This is a genomic window from Paracoccus luteus (assembly GCF_004522155.1).
Classification (GTDB): Bacteria; Pseudomonadota; Alphaproteobacteria; order Rhodobacterales; family Rhodobacteraceae; genus Paracoccus; species Paracoccus luteus.
On record NZ_SDEA01000011.1, the window covers coordinates 1 to 15,036 of the forward strand.

The 15,036-nt window shown below is 68.9% G+C and carries 13 protein-coding genes; 7 read left to right on the forward strand and 6 right to left on the reverse strand.

Annotated elements, in window-relative coordinates:
* Positions 1 to 516 (forward strand): site-specific integrase (locus EPA64_RS12630; RefSeq protein ID WP_220443754.1); only part of this gene is annotated, 516 nt, incomplete at its 5' end.
* Positions 517 to 621: 105 nt separating this feature from the next.
* Entirely contained in the window at positions 622 to 951 is a 330-nt protein-coding gene (locus EPA64_RS12635; RefSeq protein ID WP_134726718.1) for a hypothetical protein, read from the forward strand.
* On the opposite strand, the gene EPA64_RS12640 is transcribed toward EPA64_RS12635, so the two are convergent.
* Together EPA64_RS12640 and EPA64_RS12645 are read right to left on the reverse strand one after the other, a co-directional pair.
* A complete protein-coding gene (locus tag EPA64_RS12640; protein WP_134726719.1) occupies positions 915 to 1,262 on the reverse strand; it encodes a type II toxin-antitoxin system RelE/ParE family toxin in 348 nt (115 codons plus the stop codon). The two genes, EPA64_RS12635 and EPA64_RS12640, sit on opposite strands and share 37 nt — an antisense overlap.
* The gene (locus EPA64_RS12645; protein WP_246026751.1) at positions 1,246 to 1,524 is read right to left on the reverse strand and encodes a ribbon-helix-helix domain-containing protein; all 279 of its coding nucleotides are present in this window, start codon (positions 1,522 to 1,524) and stop codon (positions 1,246 to 1,248) included. Before EPA64_RS12645 ends, EPA64_RS12640 begins: the two co-directional genes overlap by 17 nt.
* Positions 1,525 to 2,449: 925 nt before the next feature.
* Between EPA64_RS12645 and EPA64_RS12650 the strand changes: the two genes are divergently transcribed.
* The 3 genes from EPA64_RS12650 to EPA64_RS12660 all read left to right on the forward strand — a co-directional run bounded on the left by EPA64_RS12650 (position 2,450) and on the right by EPA64_RS12660 (position 7,439).
* A complete protein-coding gene (locus EPA64_RS12650) occupies positions 2,450 to 3,427 on the forward strand; it encodes an alpha/beta fold hydrolase (protein ID WP_220443755.1) in 978 nt (325 codons plus the stop codon).
* 145 nt (positions 3,428 to 3,572) lie between these two features.
* Complete coding sequence (locus EPA64_RS12655) at positions 3,573 to 4,622, forward strand: class I SAM-dependent methyltransferase (RefSeq protein ID WP_134726721.1); 1,050 nt, start codon at positions 3,573 to 3,575, stop codon at positions 4,620 to 4,622.
* Positions 4,623 to 5,153: 531 nt separating this feature from the next.
* Positions 5,154 to 7,439, forward strand: coding sequence for an FdhF/YdeP family oxidoreductase (locus EPA64_RS12660; protein WP_134726722.1), 2,286 nt, complete (start codon positions 5,154 to 5,156; stop codon positions 7,437 to 7,439).
* Positions 7,440 to 7,457: 18 nt separating this feature from the next.
* Here EPA64_RS12660 and modC read toward each other — a convergent pair whose 3' ends face one another.
* The 4 genes from modC to EPA64_RS12680 form a co-directional block, all read right to left on the reverse strand.
* Entirely contained in the window at positions 7,458 to 8,543 is a 1,086-nt protein-coding gene (modC, locus tag EPA64_RS12665; RefSeq protein ID WP_134726723.1) for a molybdenum ABC transporter ATP-binding protein, read from the reverse strand.
* A complete protein-coding gene (gene modB / locus EPA64_RS12670) occupies positions 8,540 to 9,235 on the reverse strand; it encodes a molybdate ABC transporter permease subunit (RefSeq protein ID WP_134726724.1) in 696 nt (231 codons plus the stop codon). Before modB ends, modC begins: the two co-directional genes overlap by 4 nt.
* Positions 9,236 to 9,247: 12 nt before the next feature.
* On the reverse strand, positions 9,248 to 10,015 hold the full coding sequence (gene modA / locus EPA64_RS12675) for a molybdate ABC transporter substrate-binding protein (RefSeq protein WP_134726725.1): 768 nt from the start codon (positions 10,013 to 10,015) through the stop codon (positions 9,248 to 9,250).
* A 64-nt stretch (positions 10,016 to 10,079) separates the two neighbouring features.
* Positions 10,080 to 10,445 (reverse strand): winged helix-turn-helix domain-containing protein, encoded by a 366-nt coding sequence (locus EPA64_RS12680; RefSeq protein WP_134726726.1) that lies wholly within the window; start codon positions 10,443 to 10,445, stop codon positions 10,080 to 10,082.
* Between the two features lie 294 nt (positions 10,446 to 10,739).
* Between EPA64_RS12680 and EPA64_RS12685 the strand changes: the two genes are divergently transcribed.
* Together EPA64_RS12685 and nosZ are read left to right on the forward strand one after the other, a co-directional pair.
* Positions 10,740 to 13,064, forward strand: coding sequence for a NosR/NirI family protein (locus EPA64_RS12685; protein WP_134726727.1), 2,325 nt, complete (start codon positions 10,740 to 10,742; stop codon positions 13,062 to 13,064).
* Between the two features lies 1 nt (position 13,065).
* A complete protein-coding gene (nosZ, locus tag EPA64_RS12690; protein WP_134726728.1) occupies positions 13,066 to 15,033 on the forward strand; it encodes a TAT-dependent nitrous-oxide reductase in 1,968 nt (655 codons plus the stop codon).
* Positions 15,034 to 15,036 lie beyond the last annotated feature (3 nt).

Here is a 15,036-nt window from a genome sequence, read left to right on the forward strand (position 1 = left end):
AATGGAACGGGTAGCCCTCGGGCCGGACGCTTACTGATGAAGTGGGGAGAGCTTCAGTCAAACAAGCGCAAACCCATCGTTCCTATCAGCGGGCCGATGAAGGATGTTCTCGAGCGGCTTCTTGTTTGTCATGGAGATGGATATCTCCTGAGGGCAGGGGGCAAGCCCCTCGCAGAAAGCTCGCGCAACTGGACCCAGATGATGCACCGCTTGGTGCAGCGATCCGAGATCGACAAGAACCTTGCGAAGGGACAGACGGGCGCCAACTGGTATTCCATCAGGCACACCTTCGGCGACTTTCTGGCCGGGCGTGTGCCGGATTTCGCCATATCGGCGGTGATGGGCCACACCTCCATCACGACGTCCGAACGCGACCGCCTTTTCGCCGAAGGCTCGCCCACAACGGAGATCTACAAGCGCCGGCAACTCCAGCCCGTACTGGATGTGGGTGAGGCGTTGGAGGCTGCGTGGTGGCCCGAGATCGTCGCGCGGTCGAAGACCTTAGCGAATGGCTGAGAGGCGATCACAGATACTGCCAGCCGGAGAACACAGCGAGGACGCGCATACCCTGCGCGTCCTCTTTGCTGTCGACATGGAAGCTGGCACATCCGTGGTCACGCCATGGAGGCGTCCGGCGCGAACTGGTATTCGATCCGGCACACCTTCGGGGACTTCCTGGCGGGGCGCGTCGCGGATTTCGCCATCTCCGCTGTGATGGAGCACACCTCTATCACGATTTCCGAACGGGATCGTTTGTTCGCCCGAGGCTCGCCTACAACCGAGATCTACAAGCGCCAGCAGCTTCAGCTCGTTCTGGATGTAGGGGAGGCGCTGGAGGCGGAGTGGTGGCCCGAGATCGTCAAGCGGTGGAACACTTGGCACAGGGCTGACCGACGCGCTCAGCGCGTCGGCGATCAGCCTTCCAGCAGCCTGATCAGCATCCGCCGGTGATGATCCTGCCCGCCGAAGAACACCGCGAGAACGCGCACGACCTGCGCGTCCTCGTTCGTGTCGAAATAGATGATGGCGCGCTCCTTGGTCACGCGCCGCAGGCCGGGCAGGAGACCGTGATCCAGAGTGCCTTGATGCGGGGCGTTGCCAAGCGCGAAGATCGCGTCCTCGATAGCCCTGACGCGCCGCGCCGCCTGCTCGAATGCCCGGTCCGTCGGCTCACCGAAGTCGAGCGCGGCGGCGAGCAGGAAGTCGAAGATCAGCGCCAGATCAAGATCGGCCTCTGCCGATCGCTCAACCGTCCAGGCCAAGGGCCGCCCGTTTCCGTGCCAACATCGCTTCGGTGCGTTTGCGCGCCTCGTCGGCCCCAATGAAAGCGCCCGCGCGTCGCTGTTCCAGCAGGCTGCGCAAAGCGGCCGTGTCGGCCTCGCGCGCGTCGGTTTCTTCGTGGAGAAGGTCGAGCGCACGCTGGACGACGGCGCTGACGCTGGAATACTTCCCCTCGGCGACAAGACTGCGGGCGAAGGCGTCCTGTCGATCCGTTAGGGAGATCGAAGCCTTGACGGTCATCATCGTGAGCCCTTTGCTGGTGCTACCCAGTAGTATTCTGACTCATCCGCGATGACCCTGCAACTGCATCAGTTGGCTGGTGCAGCACTGATGTACAGCCCAAGGAACTGATGCAACTGATGCAGAGTCCAAAAAATTACTTGAAGATCAAAATGATAGATTTGAACTAAGCTCATATGCACGACGTCCAGATCACGCGGGAGTCGCCGAACTATCGGCTGGGGTGATCAAGGTCTCGCAGGTCAGGCAAGCGCGGCCAAAGTCATGCGCCGGATCGGGCGCACCGCCGCGGCGGCGCGTCGCACCCGTTCGGAACGGCGCAACCGACCGCAAGGGCCAGCCCTAGTCCGAGGCGCGCTCCGCGTCGCCATCGCGCGCGTGAGAGTCGCCGTCGCGCGCGTGGCGGATGACTGGCGGGTTTCATGTTGGCGGTTGTCATCCAGCGTCGCCTTCGCGCGCGTGGGAGATGAACAGCGAGACGCTGGAAGATCGGATGAAGGGCCGCGTCGCCTTCGCGCGCGTGGGAGATGATCCCCCTTAGTTGAAAAGCGCCACAACGGCGCGGATCCGCGTCGCCTTCGCGCGCGTGGGAGATGATCCCGCTGTGTCCAGGACGCGGTTGTCGGCCGCCTTGCCGCGCGTCGCCTTCGCGCGCGTGGGAGATGATCCCAGCGCGACGTGTTCCTCACGGGGTTCGGCGCGTCGTCCATCTCGCACGGGACACCATCCGGCATCTTCTGCCGTGCCGAAGGCGGGCCGGCCCCACGGCTTTCGGTCGCTGACCGCGCGCCCACCCGCCGGCTGCAATCGCTGTTCGCCACCTGCCCGACGCGGTATCATCCGCATCATGAGTCTGCGTCAGAGCATCCGATTTTGCGCGTCGGCAGACGGGACACGGATCGCAGTCGCCTCCTGCGGGACCGGGCCGGTGATCCTTCGCGCCGCGCACTGGCTGAGCCATGTGGACTATGACCTGGCAAGCCCGGTCTGGCGCCCGTGGGTTCAGGCGCTGGCGGTGCGGAATCGCTTTGTGCGCTATGATCCGCGGGGCTGCGGCCTGTCCGACCGCTTTGTGGCCGACCTGTCGGTCGATGCCTGGCAGGCCGACCTCGAGGCGGTGGCGGCGACCGTGGACGAGCCGCGCTTTGTGCTGCTGGGCCAGTCGCAGGGCGGGTCGCTGGCCATCACCTATGCCCTGCGTCACCCCGAGCGGGTGTCGCGGCTGGTTCTGGTCAACGCCTATGCGCGCGGCGCGCGGGCGCGGGCGACCAGCGACGCCCAGCTGCTTGAGGCCGAGACGCTGGTGAACTTCATCCGCATCGGCTGGGGCCGCGAGAATCCGGCGTTCTGCCATTTCTTCACCAACCTGTTCATCCCCGGCGGCACGCCCGAGCAGCATCGCTGGTGGGGCGATCTGGAGCGCGAGACCGCAAGCCCCGAGGTGGCGGCGGCCCTGCTGCGGGAAATGCAGGGGATCGACGTCCTGACCCAGGCCGCGCAGCTGCGGTTGCCGACGCTGATCATGCACTGCCGCGGCGACATGCGCGTGCCCTTCGACGAGGGGCGCAGGCTCGCGGCCGTGATCCCCGGCGCGCGGTTCGTGCCGCTGGACAGCGCCAATCACGTGCTGTTGGCGCACGAGCCGGCGTGGAGGATGTTTCACGCCGAGCTGGCGCAGTTTCTGGAACAGGACGGCCCCCCGCAGGCCCGCGCGATGCGCGAGGCGGGGCTGACCCCGGCCGAGACGGACGTCCTGCGGCTTGTCGCCGAGGGGCTGGACAATGCCGCGATCGCGGCGCGGCTGGGCAAAAGCCAGAAGACGGTCAGGAACCAGCTTTCCGTCGTCTTCGACAAGCTTGGCGTGACGACACGCGCGCAGGCGATCGTGATGACGCTGGCCGAATAGCCGATCCGCCCGTCACCGGGACATCTGTCCCATCCGGCGGCCCCTGTTTCCGCCGCCGCGGGACGCCCGTCCCATGCGCGCGGGCGGGGCCGGGCGCACCCTGCCGACAGGGCATCCGGGGGGATGCCGATGACAGGAGGCCGTCATGGCACAGGTTGACGAAGCAAGGCTCAACGATCTTGTGGGCCGGGTTCTGGGCGATCTCGGCGGCGCGGTCAGCGTGCCGCTGGTGCGGATCGGCGACGCGCTGGGGCTGTATCGCGCGCTGGCCGAGATCGGCCCCGCGGACGAGCGCGAGCTGGCGACGGCCGCCGCGTGCGACATCCGCTATATCCGCGAATGGCTGTCCGCGCAGGCGGCGTCCGGCTATGTGACGCACGAGGGCGGCCGCTTTTGGCTGACGCCCGAGCAGGCGATGGTCTTTGCCCAGCCCGACAGCCCCGTGGCGCTGATCGGAGCCTTCGACACCGCCGCGGCGATGATGGAGAACCAGCCCAAGGTGCAGGCGGCCTTCAAGACCGGCAAGGGCGTCGCTTGGGGCGATCAGGCGGGATGCCTGTTCTGCGCAGTGGCCCGCATGTTCCGGCCGGGCTATGTGAACGCGCTGGTGCAGGAATGGCTGCCGGCGCTGGGCGGCGTCGCAGAGCGGCTGTCCCAAGGGGCTAAGGTGGCCGATGTCGGCTGCGGCCACGGCATATCGACCATCCTGATGGCGCAGGCGTTCCCCCGGTCCGAGTTCGTGGGCATCGACTTCCACATGGGTTCGATCGCCGCCGCCACGGCGCACGCCCGCGCGCATCAGGTGGACAACGTCACGTTCGAGGTCGGGCGCGCGCAGGATTTTCCGGGCCGGGACTTTGACCTGGTCACCTGTTTCGACTGCCTGCACGACATGGGCGACCCGCAGGCCGCGGCCAGCCATATCCGCCAGGCGCTGAAGCCCGACGGCACCTGGATGGTGGTCGAACCCGCCGCTGGCGACACGCTGGACGAGAACCTCAACCCGGTCGGGCGGCTTTACTATTCCGCCTCGACGATGATCTGCGTGCCGACATCGCTGGCGCAGGAAACGGGTTTGGCGCTGGGGGCGCAGGCCGGCGAGAGGAAACTGTCCGAAATCATCCGCGCCGGGGGGTTCAGCCACGTTCGCAAGGCCGCCCAGACGCCGCTGAACATGGTGCTTGAGGCGACGTGAGGGGCGGATGGCGGCCGGGTGAGCGGCAGGGGCGGGCCGTGGCTTGCGGCCCGGCGGGTTCAGCCACGTTCGCAAGGCCGCCCGGACGCCGCTGAACATGGTGCTTGAGGCGACGTGAGGGGGCGGATGGCGGCCGGGTGAGCGGCAGGGGCGGGCCGTGGCTTGCCGCGCCAGCGGGTTCAGCCACGTCCGCAAGGCCGCCCGGACGCCGCTGAACATGGTGCTTGAGGCGACGTGAGGGTCGGATGGCGGCCGGGTGAGCGGCAGGGGCGGGCCGTGGCTTGCGGCCCGGCGGACCGGGCCGCGCCAGGCCATCGGCCAACATGCCCGGCCGACGAAACCGATGCGCGGCGTTGGCGTTGACAGGGGAACGCTCCGGCCAGGCTGCAGGCATCGGCGGTGCTGGCCCGTGCGGCCCCGTGCGGCACGGTTCCACCCGCCAGGTCAGCCACCGCCGGGCCGGTTCCCCGGCCTGCACGCCGGTTCGTCCCCGCGCGCCCACGGGCGTCCCACAGCCCACGAGGTGCGCCCATGCCCGGCAGTTTTCCCGATCCGCAGGCCGAACAAGACCCCGACACGCCCCATTACGACGGCCCGGCCGGCGGCTGGGGCTCGCTCGAGGGGCTGGGCCGCGTCCTGCTGGGCGAGCCGCCTTCGGCGGGTGCGCTGAACACGCTGCGCCGCCAGAACAAGCCCGGCGGGCACATGTGCACGTCCTGCGCTTGGGCCAAGCCCGCAAAGCCCCACGTGGCAGAGTTCTGCGAGAACGGGGCCAAGGCCACGATCTGGGATCTGGCGCGGGCCACTTGCGACCCGCAGGTGCTGGCGGACAAGCCCGTCGCCGAACTGGCCGCGCTGAGCGATCACGAGCTGGAGGCGCTGGGCCGGCTGACCCACCCGATGCGCTTCGATCCCGACACCGGCTGCTATGTCCCGACCGGCTGGGACGAAGCGTTCCGCGGCATCGGCGCGGCGCTGCAACGGCTGGACCCGAAATCCGTCGTCTTCTACACCTCGGGTCGGGCCAGCCTTGAAACCTCGTTCATGTGGCAGCTGTTCGCGCGGCTTTACGGCCACAACAACCTGCCCGATTCGTCCAACATGTGCCACGAGACGACCAGCGTGGCGCTGAAGAAGTTCATCGGCTCGCCGGTCGGCACCTGCGTGCTGGACGACTTCGACCACTGCGACATGATGCTGTTTCTTGGCCAGAACACCGGGTCCAGCAGCCCGCGGTTCCTGCACAACATCCAGCGCGCGGTGGAACGGGGCTGCAAGGTCGTGACCCTGAACCCGGTGCGCGAACCGGGCCTGCTGCGGTTCCGCAACCCGCAGCGGGTGACGCAGATGCTGGGCGGATCGACCGAGATCTCGGACCTGTATCTGCAGGTGCGTCCCGGCGGCGACCTGGCGGCGATCCTGGGGCTGATCAAGCACGTGCTGGAACTGGACGCGGCGCAGGGCGGCATCCTGGACCGCGACTTCATCGCCAGCCACACGACCGGGTTCGAGGCGCTGAAAGCGCATGCCGAGGCGACCGGATGGGAGCAGATCGAGGCGCATTCCGGCCTGTCGCGGGACCATCTGCGGCAGGTGGCGGCGATCTATGCGGGGTCAAAGGCGGCGGTCTTCATGTATGGCATGGGGCTGACCCAGCATGTGCACGGCGGCGAGACGCTGGGGATGCTGGTCAATCTGATGCTGCTGCGCGGCAGTATCGGGCGGCTGGGGGCGGGCATCTCGCCGGTGCGGGGGCATTCCAACGTGCAGGGCCAGCGCACTGTCGGCATTTCCGAAAAGCCCGAACTGGTCCCCTTGGACAGGCTGGCCGACCTGTTCGCCTTTGATCCGCCGCGCGACGAGGGGCGGACGACCGTCACCGCTGCCGAAGGGATCATCGACGGGTCCGTGCGCGGGTTTCTGCAACTGGGCGGCAATTTCGCCCACTCGATCCCCGACACCGAACGCGTGCGGCCGCACTGGGCGGGGCTGGACCTTGTGGTGAGCGTGGCGACCAAACTGAACCGCTCGCATCTGTCGCCGGGGCGCGAGACGTGGCTGCTGCCCTGCCTCGTGCGGGCCGAGGAGGACATGCAGGCCAGCGGCGCGCAGACGGTGTCCATCGAGGATTCGCTGTCGCACATCCACGCTTCGCTGGGCAAGAACGCGCCCGCCGCCGACACGCTGCTGTCGGAACCGGCCATCGTGGCGGGCATCGCCAGGGCGACATTGCCCCCGAACGCGCGGGTGCCGTGGGACGACTGGGTGGCCGACTATGCCCGCGTCCGGTCGGTGATCGAGCGGGTGTGGCCCGACCAGTTCGCCGAATACGAGACGCGGATGCGCCAGCCCGGCGGGTTCCACAAGGGCAACAAGGCGCGCGAGCGGATCTGGCAGACCGAAAGCGGCAAGGCCGAGTTCTCGGTCCCTGCGGTCGCGTCGGGCCTTGGCCGCGATCTGCGGGCGGGCGAATACACGCTGGTCACGCTGCGGTCGAACGACCAGTTCAACACCACGATCTATGGCTATGACGACCGGCTGCGCGCGCTGAAGGGCAACCGCATGATCGTCCTGATGAGCCCCGCCGACGTCGCCCGCGCGGGTCTCGCCGAAGGCCAGCAGGTGACGATGATCTGCGCCGAGGATGACGGCCACCACCGCGCCGTCGCCGGGCTGACGGTCACGCCCTATGACCTGCCCGACCGCTGCGTCGCGGCCTATTACCCCGAGGTGAACGCGCTTGTGCCGGTCGGGCTGCACGACCGGATGTCCAAGACCCCGGCCTACAAGGGGACGCCGGTCAGGATCGAGGCGTGAGGCTGTGCGGCCGTCAACCTAGTGGACCGGCGTTCCGACGTCGTCCGGTCCCTGCGACAGCGACTTGACGATGGCGGTCAGGGGCGCGCCGGGCGCCACCTGCAACTGCCCGGCGGACCGGAGGGTGATGCGCGACAACAGCGGGCCTGCGGGCGTGGACAGGCGGACCAGCACGCTGCCGCCATCCTCGCGCAGGCTTTCGACGGTGCCGGGCAGGATGTTCAGCGCCGACAGGCCCGACGGCTGGCCGCGCGCCAGCATCACGTCCTGCGCGGCGATCCGCAGCCGCAGGCGGTCGCCCGGCTGCGCCGCCAGCGTCGGCAGGAACAGCGCCAGCCCGCCCGCGTCCAGTTCGGTCACGCCGTCCGCGTGATGGCACACGACGCGCGCCGCGATCACCGCGCCCGCGTCGCGGCCGCGTCCGGCGACGGCGGGATCGGCCAGCACCTCGGCCGCCGGTCCGAAGCGCACCAGCCGGCCCGCGTCCAGCATGGCGACGGTGGTGGCGATGCGCGCCACCTCGGCCGGGGAATGGCTGACATACAGCATCGGCACCCGCAGGTCGTCGCGCAGCCGTTCCAGATAGGGCATGATCTCGGCCTTGCGGTCGTCGTCCAGCGCCGACAGCGGCTCGTCCGCCAGGATCAGCCGGGGCGCGGCCAGCAGCGCGCGCCCGATGGCGACGCGCTGGCGCTCGCCCCCCGACAGCGTCGCGGGCGCGCGGTCCAGCAGCGCGCCGATGCCCAGCATCTCGACGATCGCGGGTTCGGACACCGGGGGCGTGTCGCGGGGCGCGAACCAGCGGCCATAGCGCAGGTTCTGGCGCACGCTCAGATGCGGAAACAGCCGGCCGTCCTGAAAGATCACGCCCAGGCGGCGGCGGTGCGGGGGCACCTGAACGCCCCGCGCCGTGTCGGTCAGCACCCTGCCGTTCACGGCGATGCGCCCGGCGTCCACCCGCAGCAGCCCGGCCACGGCATTCAGCACGGTGGACTTGCCCGACCCCGAGGGGCCGAACAGGACCGTCACGCCGGGGGGCGCGTCGAACGCCACGTCCAGCGTGAAACCGGACAGGCGATGGCGCAGGGCGATGCTGACCGTCATCCGGCGATCCTGCGCGCCAGCCGCCGGGACAGCGCCTCGGACGCGACCAGCGCCGCCATCGCGACGAAAAGCGAGATCGCGACAAGCCGCGCCGCCGACGCCTCGCCCCCCGGCACCTGCAGGAACGCATAGATGGCCGAGGGCAGCGTCTGTGTCTGGCCGGGGATGTTGGACACGAATGTGATGGTGGCGCCGAACTCGCCCATCGCCTTGGCGAAGGCGAGAATCGCGCCGGCGATCACGCCGGGCAGGATCAGCGGCAGCGTGACGGTGACCCAGACCCAGGGCGCCGGCGCGCCCAGGCTGCCCGCGGCCTGTTCCAGCCTTGGGTCCACCGCCTCAATCGACAGGCGGATTGCCCGCACCATCAGCGGGAACGCCATGACGGCCGCCGCCAGCACCGCGCCGGTCCAGCGAAAGGCCAGCACGATCCCGAACCACTGGTCCAGGTGCTGACCCACCCAGCCGCGCCGCCCGAAGGTCAGCAGCAGCAGATAGCCGGTGACGACCGGCGGCATCACCAGCGGCAGGTGGACCAGTCCGTTCAGCACCGCATGCCCGCGAAACCGCCAGCGCGCCAGCGCGTGCGCGACGAACAGCGCCAGCGGCAGGCTGGCCAGCGTGGCCCAGAACGCCACGCGAAGCGACAGCCGCAGCGCGTCCCATTCCTGCGGGGTCAGCCATGCGGCCACGCGCGAACCCCCTCAGTTCACGACCGCGAATCCGTTCGCCTCGAACACGGCATCCGCCTCGGGCGCGGTCAGGGCGTCAAGAAAGGCCCGGTCGGCGTCGTCCTGCGCCGATTTCAGCAGCGCCACGGGATAGGTGATCAGCTCGTGCGTGTCCGCCGGGAAAACGCCCACGACGCGGACCCCCGGCTCGGCCGCGGCGTCGGTCGCGTAGACGATGCCATAGGGCGCCTCGCCGGTCGAGACCAGCGCCAGCGCCGCCCGCACGTTGTCGGCCTGCGCGACCGAAGGGGCGACGCCGTCCCACAGCCCCAGCGCGGTCAGCGCGGCCTTGCCGTATTGCCCGGCGGGGACGGCATCGACCATCGCCATCGCCAGCTTGCCGCCGTCCAGCAGGGCGGGCAGGTCGGTGTCCGGGGTCAGGTCCACCGGCTGGGCCGCCGGGTCGGCGGCGATCAGCACCAGCGTGTTGCCCAGCAGGTCGGCGCGGGTGCCGTCCACGACCTCGCCGCCCTGTTCCACCTGATCCATCCACTCGACCGAGGCCGAGATGAAGACGTCGGCGGGCGCGCCCTGCAGGATCTGCTGGGCCAATGCGTTCGAACCCGCATAGCTGACCGTGACGGTGTGTCCGGTCGCCTGCCGGAAATCGGCCGCGACCGCGTCCAGCGCGGTTTTCAGCGAGGCGGCGGCAAAGACCACGACCTCGTCCGCCGCGGCGGGAACGGCCAGCGCCGCCACAAGGGCTGCTGCGGCGGACGTCTGGGCAAGGCGGAACGGCATGGCGGCATCCTCGCAAGCGGTTATGTCCGGCCGAACATAACCGCCGCCGGGTCAGGGGCAACCGCTATCTTTCGCCCGGGCCGTCCGCCAGCAGGTCGCGCAGCGCGGCGATGCGGTCGGCGTTGGCGTCGCGCGACGCCGCCTCGATCTGGCGATACAGCGCCAGCACGCGCCGCCCGGTGTCGGTCAGCGCCGCGCCGCCGCCGCCCGCGCCGCCGCGCACGCTGTCGACCAGCGGATCGCGGAACATGGCGTTCATCGCCTCGACCAGCAGCCAGGCGCGCTTATAGCTCATCCCCAGTCCGCGCCCCGCCGCGGTGATCGAGCCGGTGGCCGCGATCCCGTCCAGCAGCGCCGCCTTGCCGGGGCCGATCATCCCGGTGTCGGACAGGTAAAGCCGCAGGAACAGTTCGGGGTGCAGGTTGCTCATCGCGCATGGTTCGTCCGGCGCGGGACAAACTGCAAGCGGGCGGCGGGACGGCACGGCGGATCGGCGAAGGCGCACAGCGTGGCGGAATGACGCGCATCCGCGGCCACGGCCGCGATATTGACCCAAATCAAGGTAACCCCGCCCCGCATTGCTTTACGTCAGCGTCATGCGCGTGATGGTCCGACCCGTTCCAGCCCTTGCGCCGGCCCTGCGGCTGGCCCGTCGCGATGGCCCGGCTGTCGCCCATCGGTTCGCCCGCCCGCGCATTTCCGAAAAGACCCAAGGCTGATCCGCATGACCGTCCGCCTGCCTGCCCTGATCGCTGCCCTTTTCATCGCGCTGTGCGCGCTGGTGCTGCCCGCGCCGCAAGCGCGCGCGCAGGCGACGGCGGCCGCGCCGTCGCATCTGTCGCAGCTGATCGCCGACCTGAACCCGGCGGAGATCGCGGCGGGCGCGGACAGTTTCGGCCCGATCCGCGCCGACCTGCCGGTGGCGCCGGTCATGGGCGGCGGCCAGCAGCTTGGCTGGGTCTGGATCACGTCGGATTTCGTGGGCACGACCGGGTATTCCGGCAAGCCCATCCACACGGCGGTCGCCGTGGACGCCGATGCCCGCGTGCTGGGCGTCAGGCTGGTCAAGCATTCCGAACCCATCGTGCTGATCGGCATCCCCGAGGCCAAGATCCAGGCGATGGCGGCCGACTACGTCGGCATGGACCTTGCGGCCGAGGCGCAGGCGGGCGGGTCGGCGCACGAGCTGAACATCATTTCCGGCGCGACCGTCACGATCATGGTGATCGACGATTCCGTCGTGCGGTCGGGCCTGCATGTCGCGCGGGCGCTGGGGCTGGGCGGCCTGGGCGCGGCGCCCGCCGCCGCAGCGACGGGACCGGCGGTCGAACTGGACCCCGACGCCACCGCCCCCGCCGACTGGGACACGCTGGAAGGCGACGGCACGGTGCGCCGCCTGCTGCTGGACGTGGGCACCGTCAACGAGACATTCGCCAACCACGCCGACACGCGCGCCCGGGAACGCCCGCTGACGGAACCGGCGGACACGACCTTCATCGACATGCGCGTGGCGCTGGTCAGCCATCCGGCGATCGGCCGCGCGCTGCTGGGCGACGCCGAATACGAGAACCTGAAAACCTGGCTGCAACCGGGCGAGCAGGCGATCATGGTGCTGGGCAACGGCCTTTATTCATTCAAAGGGTCGGGCTATGTGCGCGGCGGCATCTTCGACCGCATCCAGCTGACGCAGGGCGACGCCTCGGTCCGGTTCCGCGACCGCCAGCACCGGCGGGTCAACGCGCTGGCGGCCGAAGGCGCCCCGGCCTTCACCGAAAAGGATCTGTTCAAGATCCCGGCCGACGCGGGGTTCGACCCGGCCCAGCCGTTCCGCCTGCAGCTGCTGGTCTATCGGGCGGTCGCGGCCATCGACAAGGCGTTCACCACCTTTGACATGGAATACCGCCTGCCGGACCAGTATCTGCGCGCGGTCCCGCAGCCCGCCGCCCCCGCCGACGAGGCCGTCGCCGCCCAGACCGCGCCCGCCTCCGGTGCCGCCGCGCCGCAGCCGGGCCAGCCGATGGCGGCGGGCGTCCCCACTGCCGCCGCGCCCCCGGCCGTCGTGATGTCGCAGGCCGCCGCCGCCGAAAGCGAGGCGCAGGCCCAGCTGTGGCGCCGCATCTGGGAGGCGAAGACCGCCCAGATCACCGGGCTGCTGGTGATGCTGGGGGTGCTGACGCTGGCCTTTTTCTTCCAGGACTTCCTGGCCCGGTCGGCGCGCGCGGTGGCCGTCTTCCGCTATGCGTTCCTGACCGTCACGCTGGTCTGGCTGGGCTGGATGATGAACGCGCAGCTGTCGGTCGTGAACATCCTGGCGCTGTTCAACAGCCTGACCAGCGGCTTTTCGTGGCAGGCGTTCCTGCTGGACCCGATGACCTTCATCCTGTGGTTCGCGGTCGCCGCCGCGCTGATCTTCTGGGGGCGGGGCGCCTATTGCGGCTGGCTGTGCCCCTTTGGCGCGCTGCAGGAGCTGACCAACCACGCCGCCCGCAAGCTGGGCGTGCCGCAATGGCGGCTGCCGTGGGGTCTGCACGAACGGCTGTGGCCGGTGAAATACATGATCTTCCTGGGCCTGTTCGCGGTGTCGCTGATGTCGCTGGACCGGGCCGAGCATCTGGCCGAGGTCGAGCCGTTCAAGACCGCGATCATCCTGAACTTCATCCGCGAATGGCCGTTCGTGCTTTACGCCGTGTCGCTGCTGGTGATCGGGCTGTTCGTCGAGCGTTTCTATTGCCGCTATCTGTGCCCGCTGGGCGCGGGGCTGGCGATCCCGGCGCGCATCCGCATGTTCGACTGGCTGAAACGCTATCGGGAATGCGGCAGCCCCTGCCAGACCTGCGGAGTCGAATGCCCGGTGCAGGCGATCCATCCGACCGGGCAGATCAACCCGAACGAATGCGTCAACTGCATGCACTGTCAGGTGCTGTATCACAGCAAGGAAAAATGCCCGGTCGTGCAGCGCACGCTGAAACGCCGGGAAACCGCTTCGGCCGGCGCACCGGCGCTGGACCGGATTCTGAACCATCCCAACATCAAGGCGAAGGGGAACTGAGATGAGCGAGAACGGTGGCATCAGCCGGCGCGGCCTGCTGGGCGCAACGGCCACGGTGGGCGGCTTTGCCGCCCTGGGCGGGGCCGGCGCGGCGCGGCTTGGCCTGATGGGCGGCGCGGGCGCCGCGGCGCTGACCGTGGGTGCGGCACCTGCCGCGGCGCAGGCCGCCCCGGCCGAGGGCGCGGCCCCCTGGCATCTCAAGCCGGGCGAGCTGGACACCTATTACGGGTTCTGGTCGTCCGGCCAGACCGGCGAGATGCGCATCCTGGGCATCCCCTCCATGCGCGAGCTGATGCGGGTGCCGGTGTTCAACCGCTGTTCGGCGACGGGCTGGGGCCAGACCAACGAGTCGCTGAAGATCCTGACCGAGAGCATGACCGACAAGACGCGGAACTATCTGGCCGCGCAGGGCAAGAAGGTCCACGACAACGGCGACCTGCACCACGTCCACATGAGCTATACCGACGGCACCTATGACGGCCGGTTCCTGTTCATGAACGACAAGGCCAACACCCGCGTCGCCCGCGTCCGCTGCGACGTGATGAAATGCGACAAGATCCTCGAGATCCCGAACGCCAAGGCCATCCACGGCCTGCGCCTGCAGAAGGTGCCGCGCACCAACTATATCTTCGCCAACGGCGAGGACGAGGCGCCGCTGGTCAACGACGGCACGGTTCTGGACGACAAGTCGAAATACGTGAACCTGTTCAGCGCCATCAACGCCGACGAGATGACCGTCGCATGGCAGGTCATCGTGTCCGGCAACCTGGACAACTGCGAGGCCGACTATGACGGCAAATATGCCTTCTCGACGTCCTACAACTCGGAAATGGGCGTCACCTCGGCCGAGATGATGGAGGCCGAGCTGGACCACGTCGTCGTGTTCAACATCGCCAACATCGAGGCGGGCATCGCGGCCGGCGACTTTCAGGAGCTGAACGGCGTCAAGGTGCTGGACGGGCGCAAGGAAAACGCGGCGAAGAAATACACCCGCTATATCCCGGTCCCGCAGAACCCCCACGGCTGCAACATGGCCCCCGACAAGGTGCATCTGTGCGTCGCGGGCAAGCTGTCGCCGACCGTGTCGGTGCTGGACGTGACCCGCTTTGACGCGATCTTCGAGGATCAGGCCGAACCGGCATCGGCGATCGTGGCGCAGCCCGAACTGGGCCTCGGCCCGCTGCACACCGCCTTTGACGGCAAGGGCAACGCCTTCACCACGCTGTTCCTGGACAGCCAGGTGGTGAAATGGAACATCGCCGACGCCGTGCGCGCCCATGCGGGCGAGGCGGTGGACCCGATCATCGAAAAGATCGACGTCCATTATCAGCCGGGCCACCTGAAATCCTCGATGGGCGAGACGCTCGAGGCGGACGGCCGCTGGCTGGTGTGCCTGTCCAAGTTCTCGAAGGACCGCTTCCTGAACGTGGGTCCGCTGAAGCCCGAAAACGACCAGCTGATCGACATCTCGGGCGACAAGATGGTGCTGGTCCACGACGGCCCCAACTTTGCCGAACCCCACGACGCGATTGCCGTCACCGCATCGAAGATGAGCAACATCAAATCGGTGTGGGACCGCAACGACCCGATGTGGGCCGACACCCGCAAGCAGGCCGAGGCCGACGGCATCGACCTGGACAGCTGGGCCGACACGGTGATCCGCGACGGCAACAAGGTCCGCGTCTACATGTCCAGCCAGGCGCCCAACTTCTCGCTGGAGCAGTTCACGGTCCAGCAGGGCGACGAGGTCACGGTCATCGTGACCAACCTGGACGATCTGGACGACCTGACGCACGGGTTCACGATGGGCAACCACGGCGTCGCGTTCGAGATCGGGCCGCAGGCCACGGCCTCCGTCACCTTTGTCGCGGCGCAGCCGGGGGTCTACTGGTATTACTGCCAGTGGTTCTGCCACGCCCTGCACATGGAGATGCGCGGCCGCATGTTCGTCGAGCCGAAGGCGGCCTGACCC

What these genes read in the sequence shown, in the direction of transcription:
- EPA64_RS12635 (WP_134726718.1), top strand. Translation starts at nt 622, where the DNA reads ATGGAGGCGTCCGGCGCGAACTGGTATTCGATCCGGCACACCTTCGGG.
- EPA64_RS12645 (WP_246026751.1), bottom strand. Translation starts at nt 1,524, where the DNA reads ATGATGACCGTCAAGGCTTCGATCTCCCTAACGGATCGACAGGACGCC.
- EPA64_RS12655 (WP_134726721.1), top strand. Translation starts at nt 3,573, where the DNA reads ATGGCACAGGTTGACGAAGCAAGGCTCAACGATCTTGTGGGCCGGGTT.
- EPA64_RS12660 (WP_134726722.1), top strand. Translation starts at nt 5,154, where the DNA reads ATGCCCGGCAGTTTTCCCGATCCGCAGGCCGAACAAGACCCCGACACG.
- modC (WP_134726723.1), bottom strand. Translation starts at nt 8,543, where the DNA reads ATGACGGTCAGCATCGCCCTGCGCCATCGCCTGTCCGGTTTCACGCTG.
- modA (WP_134726725.1), bottom strand. Translation starts at nt 10,015, where the DNA reads ATGCCGTTCCGCCTTGCCCAGACGTCCGCCGCAGCAGCCCTTGTGGCG.
- EPA64_RS12680 (WP_134726726.1), bottom strand. Translation starts at nt 10,445, where the DNA reads ATGAGCAACCTGCACCCCGAACTGTTCCTGCGGCTTTACCTGTCCGAC.
- EPA64_RS12685 (WP_134726727.1), top strand. Translation starts at nt 10,740, where the DNA reads ATGACCGTCCGCCTGCCTGCCCTGATCGCTGCCCTTTTCATCGCGCTG.
- nosZ (WP_134726728.1), top strand. Translation starts at nt 13,066, where the DNA reads ATGAGCGAGAACGGTGGCATCAGCCGGCGCGGCCTGCTGGGCGCAACG.